Source organism: Stutzerimonas stutzeri, from assembly GCF_000935215.1.
GTDB lineage: Bacteria > Pseudomonadota > Gammaproteobacteria > Pseudomonadales > Pseudomonadaceae > Stutzerimonas.
Map to the genome: position 1 here is coordinate 13,501 of NZ_JXXD01000143.1, position 15,353 is coordinate 28,853.

The 15,353-nt window shown below is 63.4% G+C and carries 15 protein-coding genes; 8 read left to right on the top strand and 7 right to left on the bottom strand.

Translation table 11 applies throughout. From position 1 onward, the window contains the following. Nucleotides 1-2: 2 nt before the first annotated feature. Nucleotides 3-854 carry a formyltetrahydrofolate deformylase gene (purU, locus tag LO50_RS15195; protein WP_023446811.1) on the bottom strand — a complete coding sequence of 284 codons (852 nt, stop codon included), beginning with the start codon at nucleotides 852-854 and terminating at the stop codon, nucleotides 3-5. A 354-nt stretch (nucleotides 855-1,208) separates the two neighbouring features. Between purU and mvaT the strand changes: the two genes are divergently transcribed. Next, complete coding sequence (gene mvaT / locus LO50_RS15200) at nucleotides 1,209-1,589, top strand: histone-like nucleoid-structuring protein MvaT (protein ID WP_003303488.1); 381 nt, start codon at nucleotides 1,209-1,211, stop codon at nucleotides 1,587-1,589. Nucleotides 1,590-1,725: 136 nt separating this feature from the next. Here the strand turns inward: mvaT and sbcB are convergent, their stop codons facing one another. Next, nucleotides 1,726-3,162, bottom strand: a complete 1,437-nt coding sequence (gene sbcB, locus LO50_RS15205) for an exodeoxyribonuclease I (protein WP_044315525.1) — start codon at nucleotides 3,160-3,162, stop codon at nucleotides 1,726-1,728. Nucleotides 3,163-3,399: 237 nt separating this feature from the next. On the opposite strand from sbcB, the gene LO50_RS15210 reads away from it, so the two are divergent. The 6 genes from LO50_RS15210 to LO50_RS15235 are packed head-to-tail and all read left to right on the top strand — an operon-like array spanning nucleotide 3,400 to nucleotide 10,125. Then, nucleotides 3,400-4,107, top strand: coding sequence for an RDD family protein (locus tag LO50_RS15210; RefSeq protein WP_044315526.1), 708 nt, complete (start codon nucleotides 3,400-3,402; stop codon nucleotides 4,105-4,107). Next, a complete protein-coding gene (locus LO50_RS15215) occupies nucleotides 4,104-5,084 on the top strand; it encodes a stage II sporulation protein M (RefSeq protein WP_044315527.1) in 981 nt (326 codons plus the stop codon). Before LO50_RS15210 ends, LO50_RS15215 begins: the two co-directional genes overlap by 4 nt. After that, entirely contained in the window at nucleotides 5,071-6,621 is a 1,551-nt protein-coding gene (locus LO50_RS15220; protein ID WP_044315567.1) for a DUF4129 domain-containing protein, read from the top strand. Before LO50_RS15215 ends, LO50_RS15220 begins: the two co-directional genes overlap by 14 nt. Continuing rightward, nucleotides 6,618-7,790 (top strand): DUF4350 domain-containing protein, encoded by a 1,173-nt coding sequence (locus LO50_RS15225; protein ID WP_044315528.1) that lies wholly within the window; start codon nucleotides 6,618-6,620, stop codon nucleotides 7,788-7,790. The genes LO50_RS15220 and LO50_RS15225 overlap by 4 nt, the downstream gene beginning before the upstream one ends. Next, nucleotides 7,787-8,800, top strand: a complete 1,014-nt coding sequence (locus LO50_RS15230; RefSeq protein ID WP_044315529.1) for an AAA family ATPase — start codon at nucleotides 7,787-7,789, stop codon at nucleotides 8,798-8,800. The genes LO50_RS15225 and LO50_RS15230 overlap by 4 nt, the downstream gene beginning before the upstream one ends. Continuing rightward, complete coding sequence (locus LO50_RS15235; RefSeq protein WP_044315530.1) at nucleotides 8,797-10,125, top strand: DUF58 domain-containing protein; 1,329 nt, start codon at nucleotides 8,797-8,799, stop codon at nucleotides 10,123-10,125. The genes LO50_RS15230 and LO50_RS15235 overlap by 4 nt, the downstream gene beginning before the upstream one ends. A gap of 7 nt (nucleotides 10,126-10,132) precedes the next feature. On the opposite strand, the gene LO50_RS15240 is transcribed toward LO50_RS15235, so the two are convergent. Genes LO50_RS15240 through LO50_RS15250 form a run of 3 tightly spaced genes read right to left on the bottom strand, consistent with a single transcriptional unit; the run spans nucleotide 10,133 to nucleotide 11,434 of the window. Further along, nucleotides 10,133-10,561 carry a PilZ domain-containing protein gene (locus LO50_RS15240; protein ID WP_014821276.1) on the bottom strand — a complete coding sequence of 143 codons (429 nt, stop codon included), beginning with the start codon at nucleotides 10,559-10,561 and terminating at the stop codon, nucleotides 10,133-10,135. Nucleotides 10,562-10,608: 47 nt separating this feature from the next. Then, nucleotides 10,609-11,031, bottom strand: a complete 423-nt coding sequence (locus LO50_RS15245; protein ID WP_044315531.1) for a DUF4124 domain-containing protein — start codon at nucleotides 11,029-11,031, stop codon at nucleotides 10,609-10,611. Nucleotides 11,032-11,056: 25 nt separating this feature from the next. Beyond that, complete coding sequence (locus tag LO50_RS15250) at nucleotides 11,057-11,434, bottom strand: tetratricopeptide repeat protein (protein ID WP_044315532.1); 378 nt, start codon at nucleotides 11,432-11,434, stop codon at nucleotides 11,057-11,059. 148 nt (nucleotides 11,435-11,582) lie between these two features. Between LO50_RS15250 and pyk the strand changes: the two genes are divergently transcribed. Continuing rightward, nucleotides 11,583-13,031 (top strand): pyruvate kinase, encoded by a 1,449-nt coding sequence (gene pyk, locus LO50_RS15255; RefSeq protein WP_014821279.1) that lies wholly within the window; start codon nucleotides 11,583-11,585, stop codon nucleotides 13,029-13,031. 73 nt (nucleotides 13,032-13,104) lie between these two features. On the opposite strand, the gene LO50_RS15260 is transcribed toward pyk, so the two are convergent. Together LO50_RS15260 and LO50_RS15265 are read right to left on the bottom strand one after the other, a co-directional pair. Then, the gene (locus tag LO50_RS15260) at nucleotides 13,105-14,046 is read right to left on the bottom strand and encodes an iron-sulfur-binding ferredoxin reductase (RefSeq protein ID WP_044315533.1); all 942 of its coding nucleotides are present in this window, start codon (nucleotides 14,044-14,046) and stop codon (nucleotides 13,105-13,107) included. After that, a complete protein-coding gene (locus LO50_RS15265) occupies nucleotides 14,039-15,169 on the bottom strand; it encodes a GGDEF domain-containing protein (protein WP_044315534.1) in 1,131 nt (376 codons plus the stop codon). Before LO50_RS15265 ends, LO50_RS15260 begins: the two co-directional genes overlap by 8 nt. Between the last annotated feature and the right edge of the window lie 184 nt (nucleotides 15,170-15,353).

Sequence of the window (15,353 nt, forward strand, 5' to 3'; positions counted from 1 at the left end):
TGTCAGTTGAACACCATCGTCTTGTTGCTGTGTACCAGCACACGGTCTTCCAAGTGATAGCGCAGGCCGCGAGAAAGCACCATCTTCTCTACGTCCTTGCCGAGCCGGACCATGTCCTCGATGCTGTCGCGATGGCTCACGCGCACCACGTCCTGTTCGATGATCGGGCCGGCGTCGAGCTCCTCGGTTACATAGTGACAGGTGGCGCCGATCAGCTTCACGCCGCGCAGCGAGGCCTGGTGATAGGGCTTGGCGCCGACGAAGGACGGCAGAAAGCTGTGATGGATGTTGATCACGCGCTGGGCGAACTCGTCGCACAGCTCGGACGGCAAGATCTGCATGTACCGCGCGAGCACAATCACATCGGCGCGCTGCTCGCGGACCAGGCGGGTGACTTCGGCGAACGCCTCCTGCTTATTGGCGGGGTCGACCGGCACGTGAATGTAGGGAATGCCATGCCATTCGACCATGCTGCGCAGGTCGTCATGGTTGGAAATCACGCAGGGAATGTCGCAGTCCAGCTCGCCGCTGTGCCAACGGTGCAGCAGATCGGCCAGGCAGTGGGATTCGCGACTGGCCATCAGCACCACGCGTTTGCGTTGCTCGGAGTCGGTGACTCGCCACTCCATTGAAAACTCACGAGCGATCGGAGCGAACGCCTGACGGAAACCGTCCAGATCGAAAGGCAGTGAGTCCGCGCGAATCTCGTGACGCATGAAGAACCAACCGCTCTGGTGATCCGAATGATGGTTGGCTTCAGTGATCCAGCCGTTGTAAGTGGCAAGAAAGTTACTGACCTTGGCAACAATGCCAACGCCATCGGGACAGGCAATGACCAGCCTGAAAGTGCGCATCAACGGTTACTCCGACTCAATGGGAAATGCGGCATTCTAGCCCAGCAGACAAAAGCACAGCCATCGCCATTAAGATCGAGGCGCAGCGCCAACTATGCGCGATGACGCAAACGGCGCGGCTCGCAGTCATCGGTTTGTTATGCAAAGCATAAAAACCAATCGAAAAAACTTGTCCGATAAAACAGGCTTTCCGCTTGATTTAAGCCTGCGCATAGCTGCAATAGCAGCTCTTAGCCTGCGTCACATATCCTTTCAAATAGTAGTGTGGCTTTTTTACAAGGCTATATTTACTTGCGGATTACGCAGGACTATGATTGCTGCCACTTGCGTTCAAACCTATCCCAAGGAAGTCATATGTCACTTATCAATGAGTATCGCGCTACTGAAGAAGCCATCAAGGAACTTCAAGAGCGCCTGAAGTCGCTGTCCGAAGACGACAAGCTGAAAAAGGAACTGGAATTCGAAGGCAAGCTGCGCGAACTCATGGGTGAATACCAGAAGTCCCTGCGCGACATCATTGCCCTGCTCGATCCGGAAGCCTCTCGCAACAGCAAGAGCCCTCGCGCTGCAAAAGCTCCCGCGACCAGCAAGCGCGCCCGCCGCGTGAAGCAATATAAAAACCCACACAGCGGTGAAGTGATTGAAACCAAAGGCGGCAATCACAAGACCCTGAAAGAATGGAAAGCCCAGTGGGGCTCCGACACCGTGGAAAGCTGGGCCACCCTTCTCGGCTAAGCGGCTACGGTTTATAACGAACGCCGTTTCTCGACATTAATCATTGATGTCGGGAAACGGCGTTTTTATTTGTGCTGCACTCTTCCTTCCCCGCTCGATTCAGGCGTGGCGCACAAACATACGCCCTCCCCAAGAGTTAATTGCTCAAGCGGTAACGCTCACGCAACCCCTGACCGTACTCGCGCCATTGCTGCAACAGTTGCCGTTGTGCCGGCGTGGCGCCGATCATGAATTGCTCGATATCCGACTCGAACTGCACGAGGGTGTTGGGCGCGCCACATGCCCCATCACTCAGCCGCTGTTGGCAGAACTGACGCCATTGCGCTTGCTCGTCGACGGATAACGCTTCAGGAAAGTTACGCGCGCGGTAACGAAACAACAGCTCGTCGAGGCGCGCATCATCGAATCGGAATGGCTGTTTCGCCAGCTCCGCAGGTGACAGGCTACGGACCTGGTCGCACAGCCGCCGGTCGCGGTCCCCGAGAAAACCGTCATACAGCTGCTGCTCCGGATCATCAGTGCCAGCGAAGCGGTCTTCGCGATAGATGTCTTCGAGCTTGGTGCTCCAGATCTGCCGCTGCTCTCGAAGCATCGCTGCACGCTCATGGCAAACCGGCATATCCAGACCAAGGCGCTGGATGTCTTGCGTGCGCAAAACCTTGAGCGGCGCCACCACGGGACACTTGTTGACGTGCACCAGCTTCAAGGGCACCGGCAACTCGCCATCGGCGAGCTGGTCACGTCGGGTATACAGGCGCTGACGCAGCGTTTCAGCCGTTTCCTGCAAGAGCGGCTCCGGTCCGGCCTGCAGATCGCAGACGATCAGCGCATTGCGATTGCGCGGGTGCCAGCCCAGCGGCAGGACCACCGAGAGAAAATGCCGTGCAGCGGAGAAGCGGCCGGACACGTGCACCATGGGTTCCAGCAACCGGATCTGCTCAAGCACCGCCTGCTTGCGGCGCAGGTTGTAGAGATAGTCGTACAGCCGCGGCTGCCGATCACGAACGAGTCTGGCCAGGGCGATGGTCGCGCGCACATCGGATAGCGCATCGTGCGCGTTCAGATGTTCCAGCCCGTTGGCCACACTCAGTCGTTCGAGCTTGAGCGTTACCCGCCCCTCCTCTTCAGGCCAGACCAGGCCTTCCGGGCGCAGAGCATAAGCCGTGCGTACCAGATCGATCAGATCCCAGCGGCTGTTGCCGCCCTGCCATTCACGGGCATAGGGATCGTAGAAGTTGCGGTACAGGCTGTAGCGCGTCACCTCGTCGTCGAACCGCAGGCTGTTGTAACCGGCGCCGCAGGTGCCAGGCAACGACAGCTGTTGATGCAGACGATGAATGAATTCGGCCTCGCACAAGCCCTTCTGTTCGAGGGTCGCGGGGGTGATCCCAGTGACCAGGCAGGCCGCCGGATGCGGAAGGATGTCGTCGGAGGGACGGCAATAGATGTTCAGCGGCTCGCCGACTTCCTCGAGCGCCTCGTTGGTGCGGATACCCGCCACCTGCAACGGACGGTCGCGGCTGGGCGAGATTCCTGTGGTTTCGAAGTCGTACCAGAAGATGCTTGAATTCACGGGAGAGTCCTTCTCGATCAGCGCGGCAGTCTATCAGCCAGGGCGGCACATCGTCGTGTGCGTCGCCCGATCTGCCCACGCAGCATTGGGTATGCGAACGACATCCTGCAAAGGAGCAGGCACTTCGCCATAATCACACCCCTCCGGCTTGCCCTCCGCTCAGACGACTCAGGCGCATTGCCGCAGCGGCACTTGCCGCATAGCATCGACCTTTGCCTGCCTCAGACGACTTTACCCTTGCCTTCAGCTCTCGACCGACCATCGCTGCTCGACAATAGCCATCGCGTGGAGACGCCCGAAGGCATCGATCTACTCCTGCGTCCGGCCGGGCTCGTACCGCGCGCGCTGGCCTTTGCCATCGACCTGGCGATCCGTGCCGCCATCCTGCTAGCCCTCTTCATCATCCTGGGGATGCTGGGCAATTTTGGTATCGGTCTTGGGACGCTGCTGCTGTTCCTCGTGCAATGGTGGTACATGGTGCTCTTCGAAGTACTGAACCAGGGACGTACGCCTGGCAAGTACTGGCTGGGTCTGCGAGTAGTGCATGACGATGGCACGCCGGTCGGCTGGACCTCCTCGCTGACGCGCAACCTGCTGCGCTTCGTCGATATGCTGCCGTTCGGCTATTTTCTCGGCGCACTGAGCTGCCTGGGCCACCCTGCCTTCAAGCGTCTCGGCGATCTCGCCGCAGGGACGTTGGTGGTCTACCGGGAAAGACCACAAGCGCGCCCGACGCTGCCGGAGGTGGAAGCTGCCAAACCGCCTTTTGCGTTAAGTCTCGATGAGCAACGCGCTCTTATTGCCTTCTCCGAGCGTCATGCCAGTCTTTCTGCCGAACGGCGTCTGGAGCTGGCTTCGATCCTTGCCGAACCGCTGGCGGTTACCGGTGAGAACGCCGAGGCAAAGATCCATGGCATCGCCCGCTCACTGGTAGGCGCGCCATGAAGCAGGCCACCTTCGAACGCCAGCATCACGCCGACTGGCATGACTTCATCAGCCAGCTGGACGCGCTGGAGCGTGGCAAGCCAAGTCCCAGCCAGGCCAGCGACTTCCCCGCCGCCTACCGCCGTCTTTGCCAACACCTGGCGCTGGCCGAATCGCGCGGCTACAGCAGCCAGCTGATCGATCAGTTGCGCCAGCTCGCCCTGCGCGGCCATCAGCAGCTCTATCGGCACCGCAGTCCATTGCTGGGGCGACTGCTCGGGTTCATCACCGGTGGCTTCGCCCGCGCGGTCCGTGAGCAGTGGCGTTACGTACTGGCAGCAAGCCTGCTGTTCTACGGCAGCCTGCTCGGCATGGCCGCTTTGGTCTTCGCCTTCCCGGAGCTGGTGTTCAGCATCCTGCCGCCGGACCAGGTCACACAGATGGAGCAGATGTACGACCCGGACGCCAGCCGCCTGGGTCGCTTCGCCGAGCGGGGCTCGGGCGACGACTGGCTGATGTTCGGCTATTACGTGATGAACAATATCGGCATCGCATTCCAGACGTTCGCCAGCGGGCTGCTGTTCGGCCTGGGTACGCTGTTCTTCCTGCTGTTCAATGGCCTGACGATCGGCGCCGTCGCGGGCCACCTGAGCGCCATCGGCTACCACCAGCCGTTCTGGTCGTTCGTTATCGGCCATGGCGCGTTCGAGCTGACCGCCATCACCCTTGCCGGCGCCGCGGGGCTGCAGCTCGGCGTATCGCTAGTGGCGCCGGGGCGCCTGACCCGCGCAGAGGCGCTGCGTCAGGCCGCCAAGCGAGGCATCCAGCTGGTCTGCGGGGCCACCCTGTTCTTGCTGATCGCTGCCTTTGTCGAGGCCTACTGGTCATCCATGACCCTGACCTCGCCCATGATCAAGTACATCGTCGGCGCGCTGCTCTGGCTGATCGTGGCCGCTTACTTCGCCTTTGCCGGGAGGGCGCAGCATGCAGCTGAGTGATGCCAGCGTCTCGATCCGCCCGCGCAGTCCATGGGAGGCGCTGGACCTCGGCACCCTGCTCGCCAGGCGCCACGCGAAGCTGCTGATGACGACCTGGGCGACCGTGACGCTGCCGCTTTTCGGCCTGATCAGTCTGCTGCTGTGGCAGCACCCAAGTCTGGCGCTGCTGCTGTTCTGGTGGCTCAAGCCCCTGTACGAGCGCTTGCCGCTGCATATCCTGTCCAAAGCACTGTTCGGTGAAACACCAGATTTCCGAGAGAGCCTGCGGGCCTTCCCCGGCCTGCTGCGGCCACAGCTGTTGGCCAGTCTCACCTGGCGTCGCCTGAGCACGACGCGCAGCTTCGATCTACCAGTGCAGCAGCTCGAGGGGCTCGACGGCAAAGCACGCAAGCAACGCCTGCTCACGCTCAGTCTGTGCAGCGGCCGCGCGCCCAGCTGGCTGACCGTGGTCGGCGTGCATCTGGAAGGCGCGCTCTGGCTCGGCCTGCTCGGCGTGCTGTATTTCCTGCTGCCGGCGCAGCTGGTACAGCGCTGGAACTGGGAGGATGTGCTCGGGCTGAGCGCCGAATGGCTCTGGCTGGAACACCTGTCCAATCTGCTCTATGCGCTGGTGCTCATCGTCTGGGAGCCTATCTATGTCGCCTGTGGCTTCAGCCTCTATCTCAATCGACGCACTCATCTGGAGGCGTGGGACATAGAGCTGGCCTTCCGTCGACTGCGCCAGCGCCTGCTCAGCGCTGCACCAGCGGTGCTGCTTGCCTGTGGCCTGTTGTTTTGGCCGGCAGCGCACGATGCCTGGGCAGCGGCGCCAACGGCCGACACAGCGCAACAGGGCCCGGAAACCGAGCGTCTGCTGAATCAGCCACTGACCAGCGAGACGGCCCGCGAACGAATCGACGCGCTGCTCGACCAACCGCCCTTTCAGCACCGGGAGACGGTCACCCGTTGGCGCTTTGGTGCGCAAGACAGCCCGCAGGAGCCCGGTGCTCTGGCACGCCTGCTCGAACGCCTGCTGCAGGGTGGCTCGCTGTGGGAAAGCCTGGAAAGTCTGGCGCAGGCACTCGAAGTGCTACTCTGGACCGCACTGGCCTTGCTGGTCGCGCTTCTGCTGTGGCGCTACCGCGACTGGCTGCAGACTTTCGGCAGCCGCATACAGCTGCCGGCCAGGCGCCGCCAACCTGCACCCGCGCAGCTGTTCGGCCTCGTCGTCGCGCCCGAAAGCCTGCCAAACGACGTTGCCAGCGAGGCCGAACGACTCTGGCAGCAGGATCCGCGCGCATCTCTGGCACTTCTCTATCGCGGTTTGCTCAGCCGCCTGCTGCATGATTTCCAGCTGCCGTTGAAGGCGGCGCATACCGAGGGCGAGGTGCTGGCGCGCGTGCGACAGCTTCAGCGCGAACCGCTGTCGCGCTTTGCCGAGCAACTTACGCAGCATTGGCAGCACCAGGCCTACGGGCACCGGAACGCCGAAGACGTGGTCCGCGACGAACTGTGTGCCGGCTGGCGCGCGCTGTTTGCCGAGGAGCCGAGGCCATGAACCGACTCCGCCCTCGCCTGCTCGCCGCGGCCGCGGTCCTGCTGATCGGGCTGCTGGTCATCTGGTTGGCCGGCAAGCTGCAATCCTATGAGGACGTCGTCGAGCACGGCCCGACCCCGGAGGCGCGCAGCAACACATACCTGGCCGCCGAACTGTTCCTGCGCGGCCTCGGCCTGCAGGTCGTGCATCAGGAAGGCATCGCCGGACTTGAGACACTGCCCACCTCTGGCCAGACGCTGCTCCTGCTAGGTGACCGCGGCAACCTGACCCCGCGGCAGACCGAGCGTCTGCTGGACTGGGCAAACGCCGGCGGCCATCTGGTCGTGGTTGCAGAGCGACTGTGGGATGAAGAGACCGGCAAAAGCGGCGACCTGCTGTTCGACCGGCTCAATCTGCAGCAGTACGCAGCTGACGATCTGGACGATGATGCGCAGACACCGCAGTCATCCACCGCCGAACAGCATCCGCAGCTGACCAAGCTGTATCTGGAGAATGAAAGTGCGCCGGCCTATCTGGCCTTCGATACCGACTTTCACCTCTATGATGCCGACAATCGCGCCCACGCCTGGGCCAACAGCGCAGGCGCCACGCACATGCTGCAACTGCAGCACGGTGACGGGCTGATCACCGCCCTGACCGATAGCTGGATCTGGCAGAACCGCAACATCGATCAGTACGACCATGCCTGGCTGCTCTGGTATCTGACTCAAGACAGCGCGGTGACTCTGGTGCACCGCAGCGAACACGACGGCTTGCTCGCACAGCTGCGCCGCCATTTCCCCGAACTTCTCACCGTGCTGGGCCTACTTGTGGCGTTCGCGCTCTGGCATGCCGGCCAACGCTTCGGCCCACTGCAGGCTCCGCTCAACCCGGCGCGTCGCCAGCTGCAGGAACACCTGCGTGGGTCGGCGGAGTTCCTGCTGCGCCATGGTCGCCAGCACAGTCTGCTGCAGCCGCTGCAACAGGACATCCAGCGCCGAGCGGGGCAACGTCATCCGGGCTTCGAGCAGCTTCCGCCGAATGCCCAGCTGCCACTGCTCGCCCGTCTCTCCAGCCTGCCGATCGCCAGCATCGAGCTGGCCATGCGCCCACTGCCGCAGCAACGTCTGTCGGCCACCGAATTCACCCGACAGGTCGCCCACCTGCAAACCCTCAGGAACGCGCTATGAGCGAACACATCCCAGATTCCGGCAACCCTGCTCCGGCCTCCAACCCGGTGAGCCAGCGCCTGCGAGCCAGCCAGCTCGCCCAGGCGCTGCGCGACGAGCTGCACAAGGCGGTGATCGGCCAGGACGACGTCATCGATGGCGTTCTGACCGCGTTGATCGCCGGCGGCCACGTGCTCATCGAAGGCGTGCCGGGACTGGGCAAGACACTGCTGGTACGGGCGCTGGCGCGCTGCTTCGGCGGCGAGTTCTCGCGCATCCAGTTCACCCCCGACCTGATGCCCAGCGACGTCACCGGCCATGCCGTCTACGACATGCAGAGCGAGCAGTTCAAGCTGCGCAAGGGGCCGGTGTTCACCAACCTTCTACTGGCCGATGAAATCAACCGTGCGCCAGCCAAGACTCAGGCCGCGCTGCTCGAGGTGATGCAGGAACGCCAGGTCACCCTGGAAGGCAAGGCCCTGGCGGTTCCGCAACCGTTTCTGGTCATGGCCACGCAGAACCCGATCGAACAGGAAGGCACCTACCCACTGCCGGAAGCCGAGCTCGACCGCTTCATGCTGATGTTGCGCATGGACTACCCGCAGGCGAACGAAGAGCTGGAGCTGGTACGCCAGGTCACCCGCTCGGCACGCGCCGACATGCTCGACGTCAGCGCCCTGCGCCAGCTGGTACAGGCCCGGGATGTGCTGGCCCTGCAGAAGATTGCCAGCGAACTGCCGCTGGACGATCAGGTACTGGACTATGCCGTGCGCCTTGCCCGCACCACTCGCAGCTGGCCGGGGCTGGCGCTGGGTGCCGGCCCCCGCGCATCGATCGCGCTGGTTCGTGGTGGTCGCGCCAGAGCGCTGCTGCGCGGCGGCGAGTTCGTCACGCCTGATGACATCAAGGGTTGCGCGCTGGCGGTACTGCGTCACCGGGTGCGCCTGTCGGCAGAGCTGGACATCGAGGGACTGTCGGTGGACCAGGTGCTGCAGCAGCTACTCGATCAGGTCGCGGCGCCACGCGCATGACGCCATCCCGTCGCCTGCTCGTTGCGCTGGCCGCGCTGGTGCTCGTGGCCGTTCCTCTTGGCGTTCTCGCCGCGTTCGGCGTCGAAGCCGGGCACTGGCAGTCCGCCTGGTGGGGCCTGTTGCTGGCGCTGGGTACGGTGACATCGCTCGACGCCTTCGCCCTGAGGCGACTGCCGTCGCCTGCGCTGCAACGCAGCCTGTCGGGAAATCTGCCACTGGGCCACTGGAGCAACGTGCAACTGCTGGTGCGCAACGCACATTCCCGCGCTATCGAGCTGGAGCTGTTCGACCACGTGCCTGAGGGCATGAGCTTCGAACAGCTGCCGCAACGCATGCGCCTGCAGCCCGCCGAACATTGCCAACTCGACTACCGTCTGCGCCCGACCCGCCGCGGCCAGTTCGTCTTCCAGCACTGCGATCTTCGCCTGGCCAGCCCGTTGGGCCTCTGGCGCAGCAGACGCCTGCTTGAGCTTGTCGACGGAACCCGGGTGTATCCCGACTTCGCTCGGTTGCACGGAGCCAGCCTGCAGGCGATCGACGTCTGGTTGAATCGCCTCGGCGTCCGCCAGCAACCGCGCCGCGGGCTGGGGCTGGAATTTCACCAGCTACGGGAGTTCCGCGAGGGCGACACCCTGCGGCAGATCGACTGGAAAGCCACGGCGCGGGCACGCATGCCGATTGCCCGCGAATATCAGGACGAGCGCGACCAGCAGATCGTGCTGATGCTCGACTGCGGTCGGCGTATGCGCAGCCAAGACGCCGAACTCACGCACTTCGACCATGCCCTCAACGCTGCCCTGCTGCTGGCCTATGCCGCGTTGCGCCAGGGCGATGCCGTGGGCGCCTGCACCTTCGCCAGCGCACAGCCGCGTCACGTCACCCCAGCCAAGGGCCAACAGCAACTTCACGTGTTACTGAACGGTCTTTACGACCTGCAGCCCACCCAGCAGCCCGCAGACTACGGCGCAGCGGTCGATCGGTTGCTGGCCCGGCAACAGCGCCAGGCACTGGTTATCGTTCTGAGCAACCTGCGCGATGAGGACGATGCCGAGCTGCACGGGGCGCTGAAGCGGCTCTCACGCAGACATCGGGTGTTGCTGGTGAGCCTGCGCGAAGAAGTCCTGGACCAGCTGCGCCTGCGGCCGGTGCAGAGCCTGGACGACGCGCTCGACTACTGCGGCGCCCAGGACTACCTGAACGCCCGCCAGGCGCTGCACAAGCGCCTGGCGGCCCATGGCATGCCGGTACTCGACGTCCAGCCTTGCGATCTGGGGCCGGCACTTATCGGGCGTTATCTGGCGTGGAAGAAAACCGGGACGCTGTGAGCGCGGCTCACAGACCGTGGCAGCAGTCCTTGTCAGTAAATCGATCCGATGCCGGGCTGGCATGATGCGCCAGAGGGATGTGCAACATCGGCTGGAAACTGAAGTAGTGATGCAGGGCAGCGATCATTTCGCGGATATCCCCAGGCGGGTCGATCAGGGAAAAACCGGTGTCGTAGCTGCCCGGCGTCACATCCTCGCTTGACCACAAACTGAACGCACTGAAATCCACTTGCCGCAGTTGACCGCTCTGGCCCGGAATCTTCAGGCGCATCTCGAAACGAACACCAAGCATCATCGGATAGGGGCTGATCAGCATCAGCCCGCCCTCGGACAGGTTGCCGATGAAGCCCAGCGGCTTCTCGGTGAACCGATTGAATACGTTGAGGTAGTACGGCAATTGATGCCGCTGGATACGACGCTGGTTCGCCATGTTCATGTCGTCGGAGCCTTCAGCCTTAACCCTGCAATTCGAGTCCTGTCGGCTCAACTGCATTCCTGGCTGATACGCGTCGCCAGGCGCTGTCGAGCCGCCTCTACTTCACTTTCACTGTAGTAGACGCGCTCTCCCGCTGCATCGTTACGAAAAAAACGTCCGCCAAGCTGCAGTCGCGACAACTGGCTGCGCAAGCCCTGGCATTCCTCCTCTCGTGCAGCCCGCGCCTTGCTGGCCTGCTCCCTCGCTGCCTGCTGCTCCTGCCGCCGCGCATCGAAGAATCGTTCGCTGCGCGCCTCACGCTCACGGGTCTGGTCGTCGCGTTCGACGACCTGGGGCCGAACCTCGACCTGCTCGGCTCCGGCTGCCGGGCGCTGACCGAAGTGAACCTGTCCGTTGGCATCGGTCCAGCGATAGATCTGCGCATCTGCCAGTGCAGGCAGCAGCATGGCGGTCATCAGCAAAGCTCGCATGATCCCTCACATGGCTTTCATGAAATCAACGTTTGGCCGGCTGAACCACCGGCGGTGCCTCGGCATGATAGTGGCCCAGCTGCCTCAGCGTCTCCAGGCGCGCGCGGGCGCGATAGGCGTACTCGCTGGAAGGGTATCGCTCGACGATGAAACGATAGGTTTCGCCAGCGTCGACGAACAGGCCCTGGCGCTCCAGACACTGGCCGCGCAACAGTGAAATCTCCGGCTGGACCTGGCTGCGCGGCTTGCTACGGCGTTCTGCCTGCGAGAGTGATTGCATCACCCGCTCGCAGTTGTCGGCCTCGTAGTACTGGTAAGCCGCATCCAGGTGGCGATCGAAAGCATGGCGACTGCTGCAGCCGACGGTCAGAAGACTCAGGAAAACGATGATCAGGGTGCGCATGGGTTCCTCCGTATGCCCCTGTATCGACCGAGCTGGAAAAAGCTGCAGACAGCCCGTCAGCCGGACGCAAAGAGTAGTGGTCGCCGAGCGATGACTACAACCGGCGAGCATAGTAGCCTCGGGGCCAGCCAGAAAAAGGAGCAATTGAATGATTCCGCGTCGCACCAAGATCGTCGCCACCCTGGGCCCAGCAAGCAGCTCGCCGGAGGTGTTGGAAAAGATGATCGTCGCCGGGCTGGATGTAGCCCGCCTGAATTTCTCCCACGGCAGCCCCGACGAGCATCGTGCCCGGGCCGAGCTGGTGCGTGAAATCGCCGCGCGCCACGGCCGCTTCGTCGCGCTGCTCGGAGACCTGCAGGGACCGAAGATCCGCATTGCCAAGTTCACCGACAAGCGCATTGAGCTGAAGGAAGGAGACCAGTTCCGCTTCTCCGTGACCCATCCGCGCGACGCCGGTAATCAGGAAGTGGTCGGCATCGATTACCCGGACCTGGTCAAGGATTGCGGCATCGGCGATGAGCTTCTGCTCGACGACGGCCGCGTGGTGATGCGCGTCGACAACGCCACCGCGGACGAACTGCACTGCACCGTGCTGATCGGTGGCCCGCTGTCGGACAACAAGGGCATCAACCGCCGTGGCGGCGGCCTGACGGCGCCGGCGCTGACCAACAAGGACAAGGCCGACATCAAGTTGGCCGCCGACCTGCAGCTGGACTACCTGGCAGTTTCCTTCCCTCGTGATGCCGCTGACATGGACCTGGCCCGCCGCCTGCGCGACGAAGCTGGCTCCGACGCCTGGCTGATCGCAAAGATCGAGCGGGCCGAAGCGGTCGCCGACGATGAGGCGCTGGATGGCCTGATCCGCGCCAGCGACGGCGTGATGGTGGCGCGCGGCGATCTCGGCGTGGAAGTTGGCGATGCCGAGCTGGTCGGCATTCAGAAGAAGATCATTCTGCACGCCCGCCGCCACAACAAGGTGGTGATCACCGCGACGCAGATGATGGAGTCGATGATCCACAGCCCGATGCCGACCCGCGCCGAGGTATCCGATGTAGCCAACGCCGTGCTGGACTACACCGATGCGGTGATGCTCTCGGCCGAAAGCGCCGCTGGCGAATACCCGATCGAAGCGATCAAGGCCATGGCCCGTGTGTGCTGCGGCGCGGAGAAGCACCCGACCAGCACCAAGTCCGGACACCGCCTCGGCCAGCAGTTCGAGCGCTGCGACGAGAGTGCGGCGCTGGCTGCGATGTACACCGCCAACCACTTCCCGGGGGTCAAGGCCATCATCGCCCTGACCGAAAGCGGCTACACACCGCTGATCATGTCGCGCATCCGGTCTTCGGTACCGATCTTCGCCTTCTCGCCGCACCGCGAAACCCAGGCACGGGTCGCGCTGTTCCGCGGCGTGCAGACCATCCCGTTCGATCCGGCTGCGCTACCTGCAGAAAAGGTCAGCCAGATGGCAGTCGAGGAACTGCTCAAGCGCAACATCGTGCAGCCCGGTGACTGGGTGATCCTGACCAAGGGCGACAGCTACCACGACAGCACAGGCGGTACCAACACGATGAAGATCCTGCGCGTCGGCGATCAGTAAGGTTGGCAGGGAATCACACGAGGCCGGCTCTTTAGCCGGCCTCGTGCTGTCTGCAAGATCGAACGGGAGCCAACTACCGCGGCTGAGTCGCGCTGACGAACGCGTCGCTGAATATCTGTCCACGCGGCAGGCCCGCGAGAAACAGGCGCCTGGCGCAGGCGTCGACGAACGCCGAGCCGCCGCAGAGCAGCGCGATGTCCCGCCGCGACGTTGGTCGTAGCGTCGAAAGCATGCTGTCACGCTGTTGCGCATCGACCCATTGCAGCTCCAGGTTCTCGTGCCTATCCGCCAACTCCTGCAACGGCCCGCGCAGGTAGTGCTCGTCGCGGCAAAAATGCACCAGCCTGATCGTCCCGGCATGGCCCTGGCGCAGGCTCTCGCGCAACAGGCTGAATAGAGGGGCCAACCCGGTTCCCGAAGCCAGCAGCAATAAAGAGCGCTCAGACCACTCCGGCTCGTAATGCAATGCACCACCGTGCAGGTCGCCCAGCCGCAGCGTGTCGCCCGCGCGCAGCTGCCGCGCGGCATCGCAGAACGCCCCCGGCCTGGAGCAATCGAGATGAAACTCCAGCCAGAGATCGTCGCCGGGAACACTGGCCAGCGAATACGGCCTAGCGATGCCGGCACCAGTCCACAGCAACAGGTGCTGACCTGCACGATAGCGCAGCGGCCGCTCCGGCAGCAGACGCAGGCGCAGCACGCTGCCGCTCAGCCACTCGGCGCTTTGCACCTGAGCGGGCTGCCCGTCGCGACGCGGGTCGAAAACTTCTACGCCGATTTCCTCCTCGACAAGGCACTGACAGGCCAGTCGCCAGCCGGCCGCATGCTGCTCGGGCCGCAGCAGGTCGGGTTGCAGATCGCGCGGTGCTCCGTCGACACAGCGCACCAGGCAGGCGTGGCAGCTGCCGGCGCGGCAACTGTAGGGTACGGGCAAGCCGGCAGCGATCAGGGCGTCGAGCAGGTTGGTAGCGGGCGCGACCGACCAGCGCTTGCCGGCGCAATGCAACTCAGGCATCGGCGGTGACCCAGGCGGGTTCGCAACGATTGCGACCACCGCGCTTGGCTCGATAAAGCGCTTCGTCGGCACGCTGCAGCGCTGCATCCAGGTCATCTCCGGCGTTCAGCAGGGTCAGGCCGATCGACAGGCTGAGATGTCCGGCTTCGATATTGGCGTCTTCCGGCTCGGCGATGGCGAAAGCCTCTCGCAGGCGCTCACAGCACGCGGTGAACTGCTCGGCGTCGGTATTGGGCAGCAGTAGCACGAACTCCTCGCCGCCATAACGGGCCAGCACGTCGTCATCACGCAGACAGGACCGCGCCACGCTGGCAAAGGCCTGCAGCACGCGGTCTCCGGTGGCATGGCCGTGGATATCGTTGATGCGTTTGAAGTGGTCCAGATCGATGAGCGCCAGCCCCGATTGATGCCCCTTGCGCAAGCGGTTCAGGTCGCCCTCGGCGATGCGCAGGAAACGCCGCCGGTTGTATAGGCCCGTCAACTCGTCGGTGGAAGCCAGATCCTCCAGTTGACGCATCATTCCGCGCAGGGTGTCCTGATGTGCCTGCAACGCGAAACGCCGCTGGCGCATGCGCTGGCGCAAGCGATACACGTGGCCGGCGAACAGACACATCCAGATCAGCGTCACCAGCAGCACGCTGGCCTGCAGCAAGAACACATCGGTCTCGATCGGCCGCTGCAGATAGTAATCCAGCGCAGCCATGCTGACGAAGCTGACGAAAGCCAGTGCGGCGTAGCGAATGAACACCTTCGGCGGCAGAAAGACTGCAAACATCAGCACCAGCAGATAGAGCACCAGCAGTGAGCCACGAGCGCTGCCGAGGTTGAACAGAAAGGTCGTCAGCCACAGCAGCCCCACCAGGACCTGCGGCTCAGTCAGGCTGGGATCCTTCGAGCGCAGGTTGACACCTCGGTGAAACAGCCAGAAGAACAGCAGCTGACTCACCACAATCAATGCTGACTGCGCCACGGCGCTGGCCACCGAGGCCTGATAGAAGCCCCCCGCCACCGCCACCCAGGTCAGCACCAGGCCCAGACCATAGGTCACGGAGGCCAGTGCGAATCGCCGCGTAACCAATTGCTGCAATGTACGCAGATCGGTCTCGTCACGCATCGCACTCATAGGGATCCTTCCCGCTGTGGCAATTTGCCGCACTCTACGCTTACCGAAAACAAAATCCTAGCCAGCATTCCCATCGCTCCTGGTCCATCCGTGTACCGCGCAGCCTGACGCGTTATACTGCGCCGCATTTTTTCGCGGCGCGTCGACTGCCACCCCCGACGCGCCTCTTATCGCCCCGTATGAG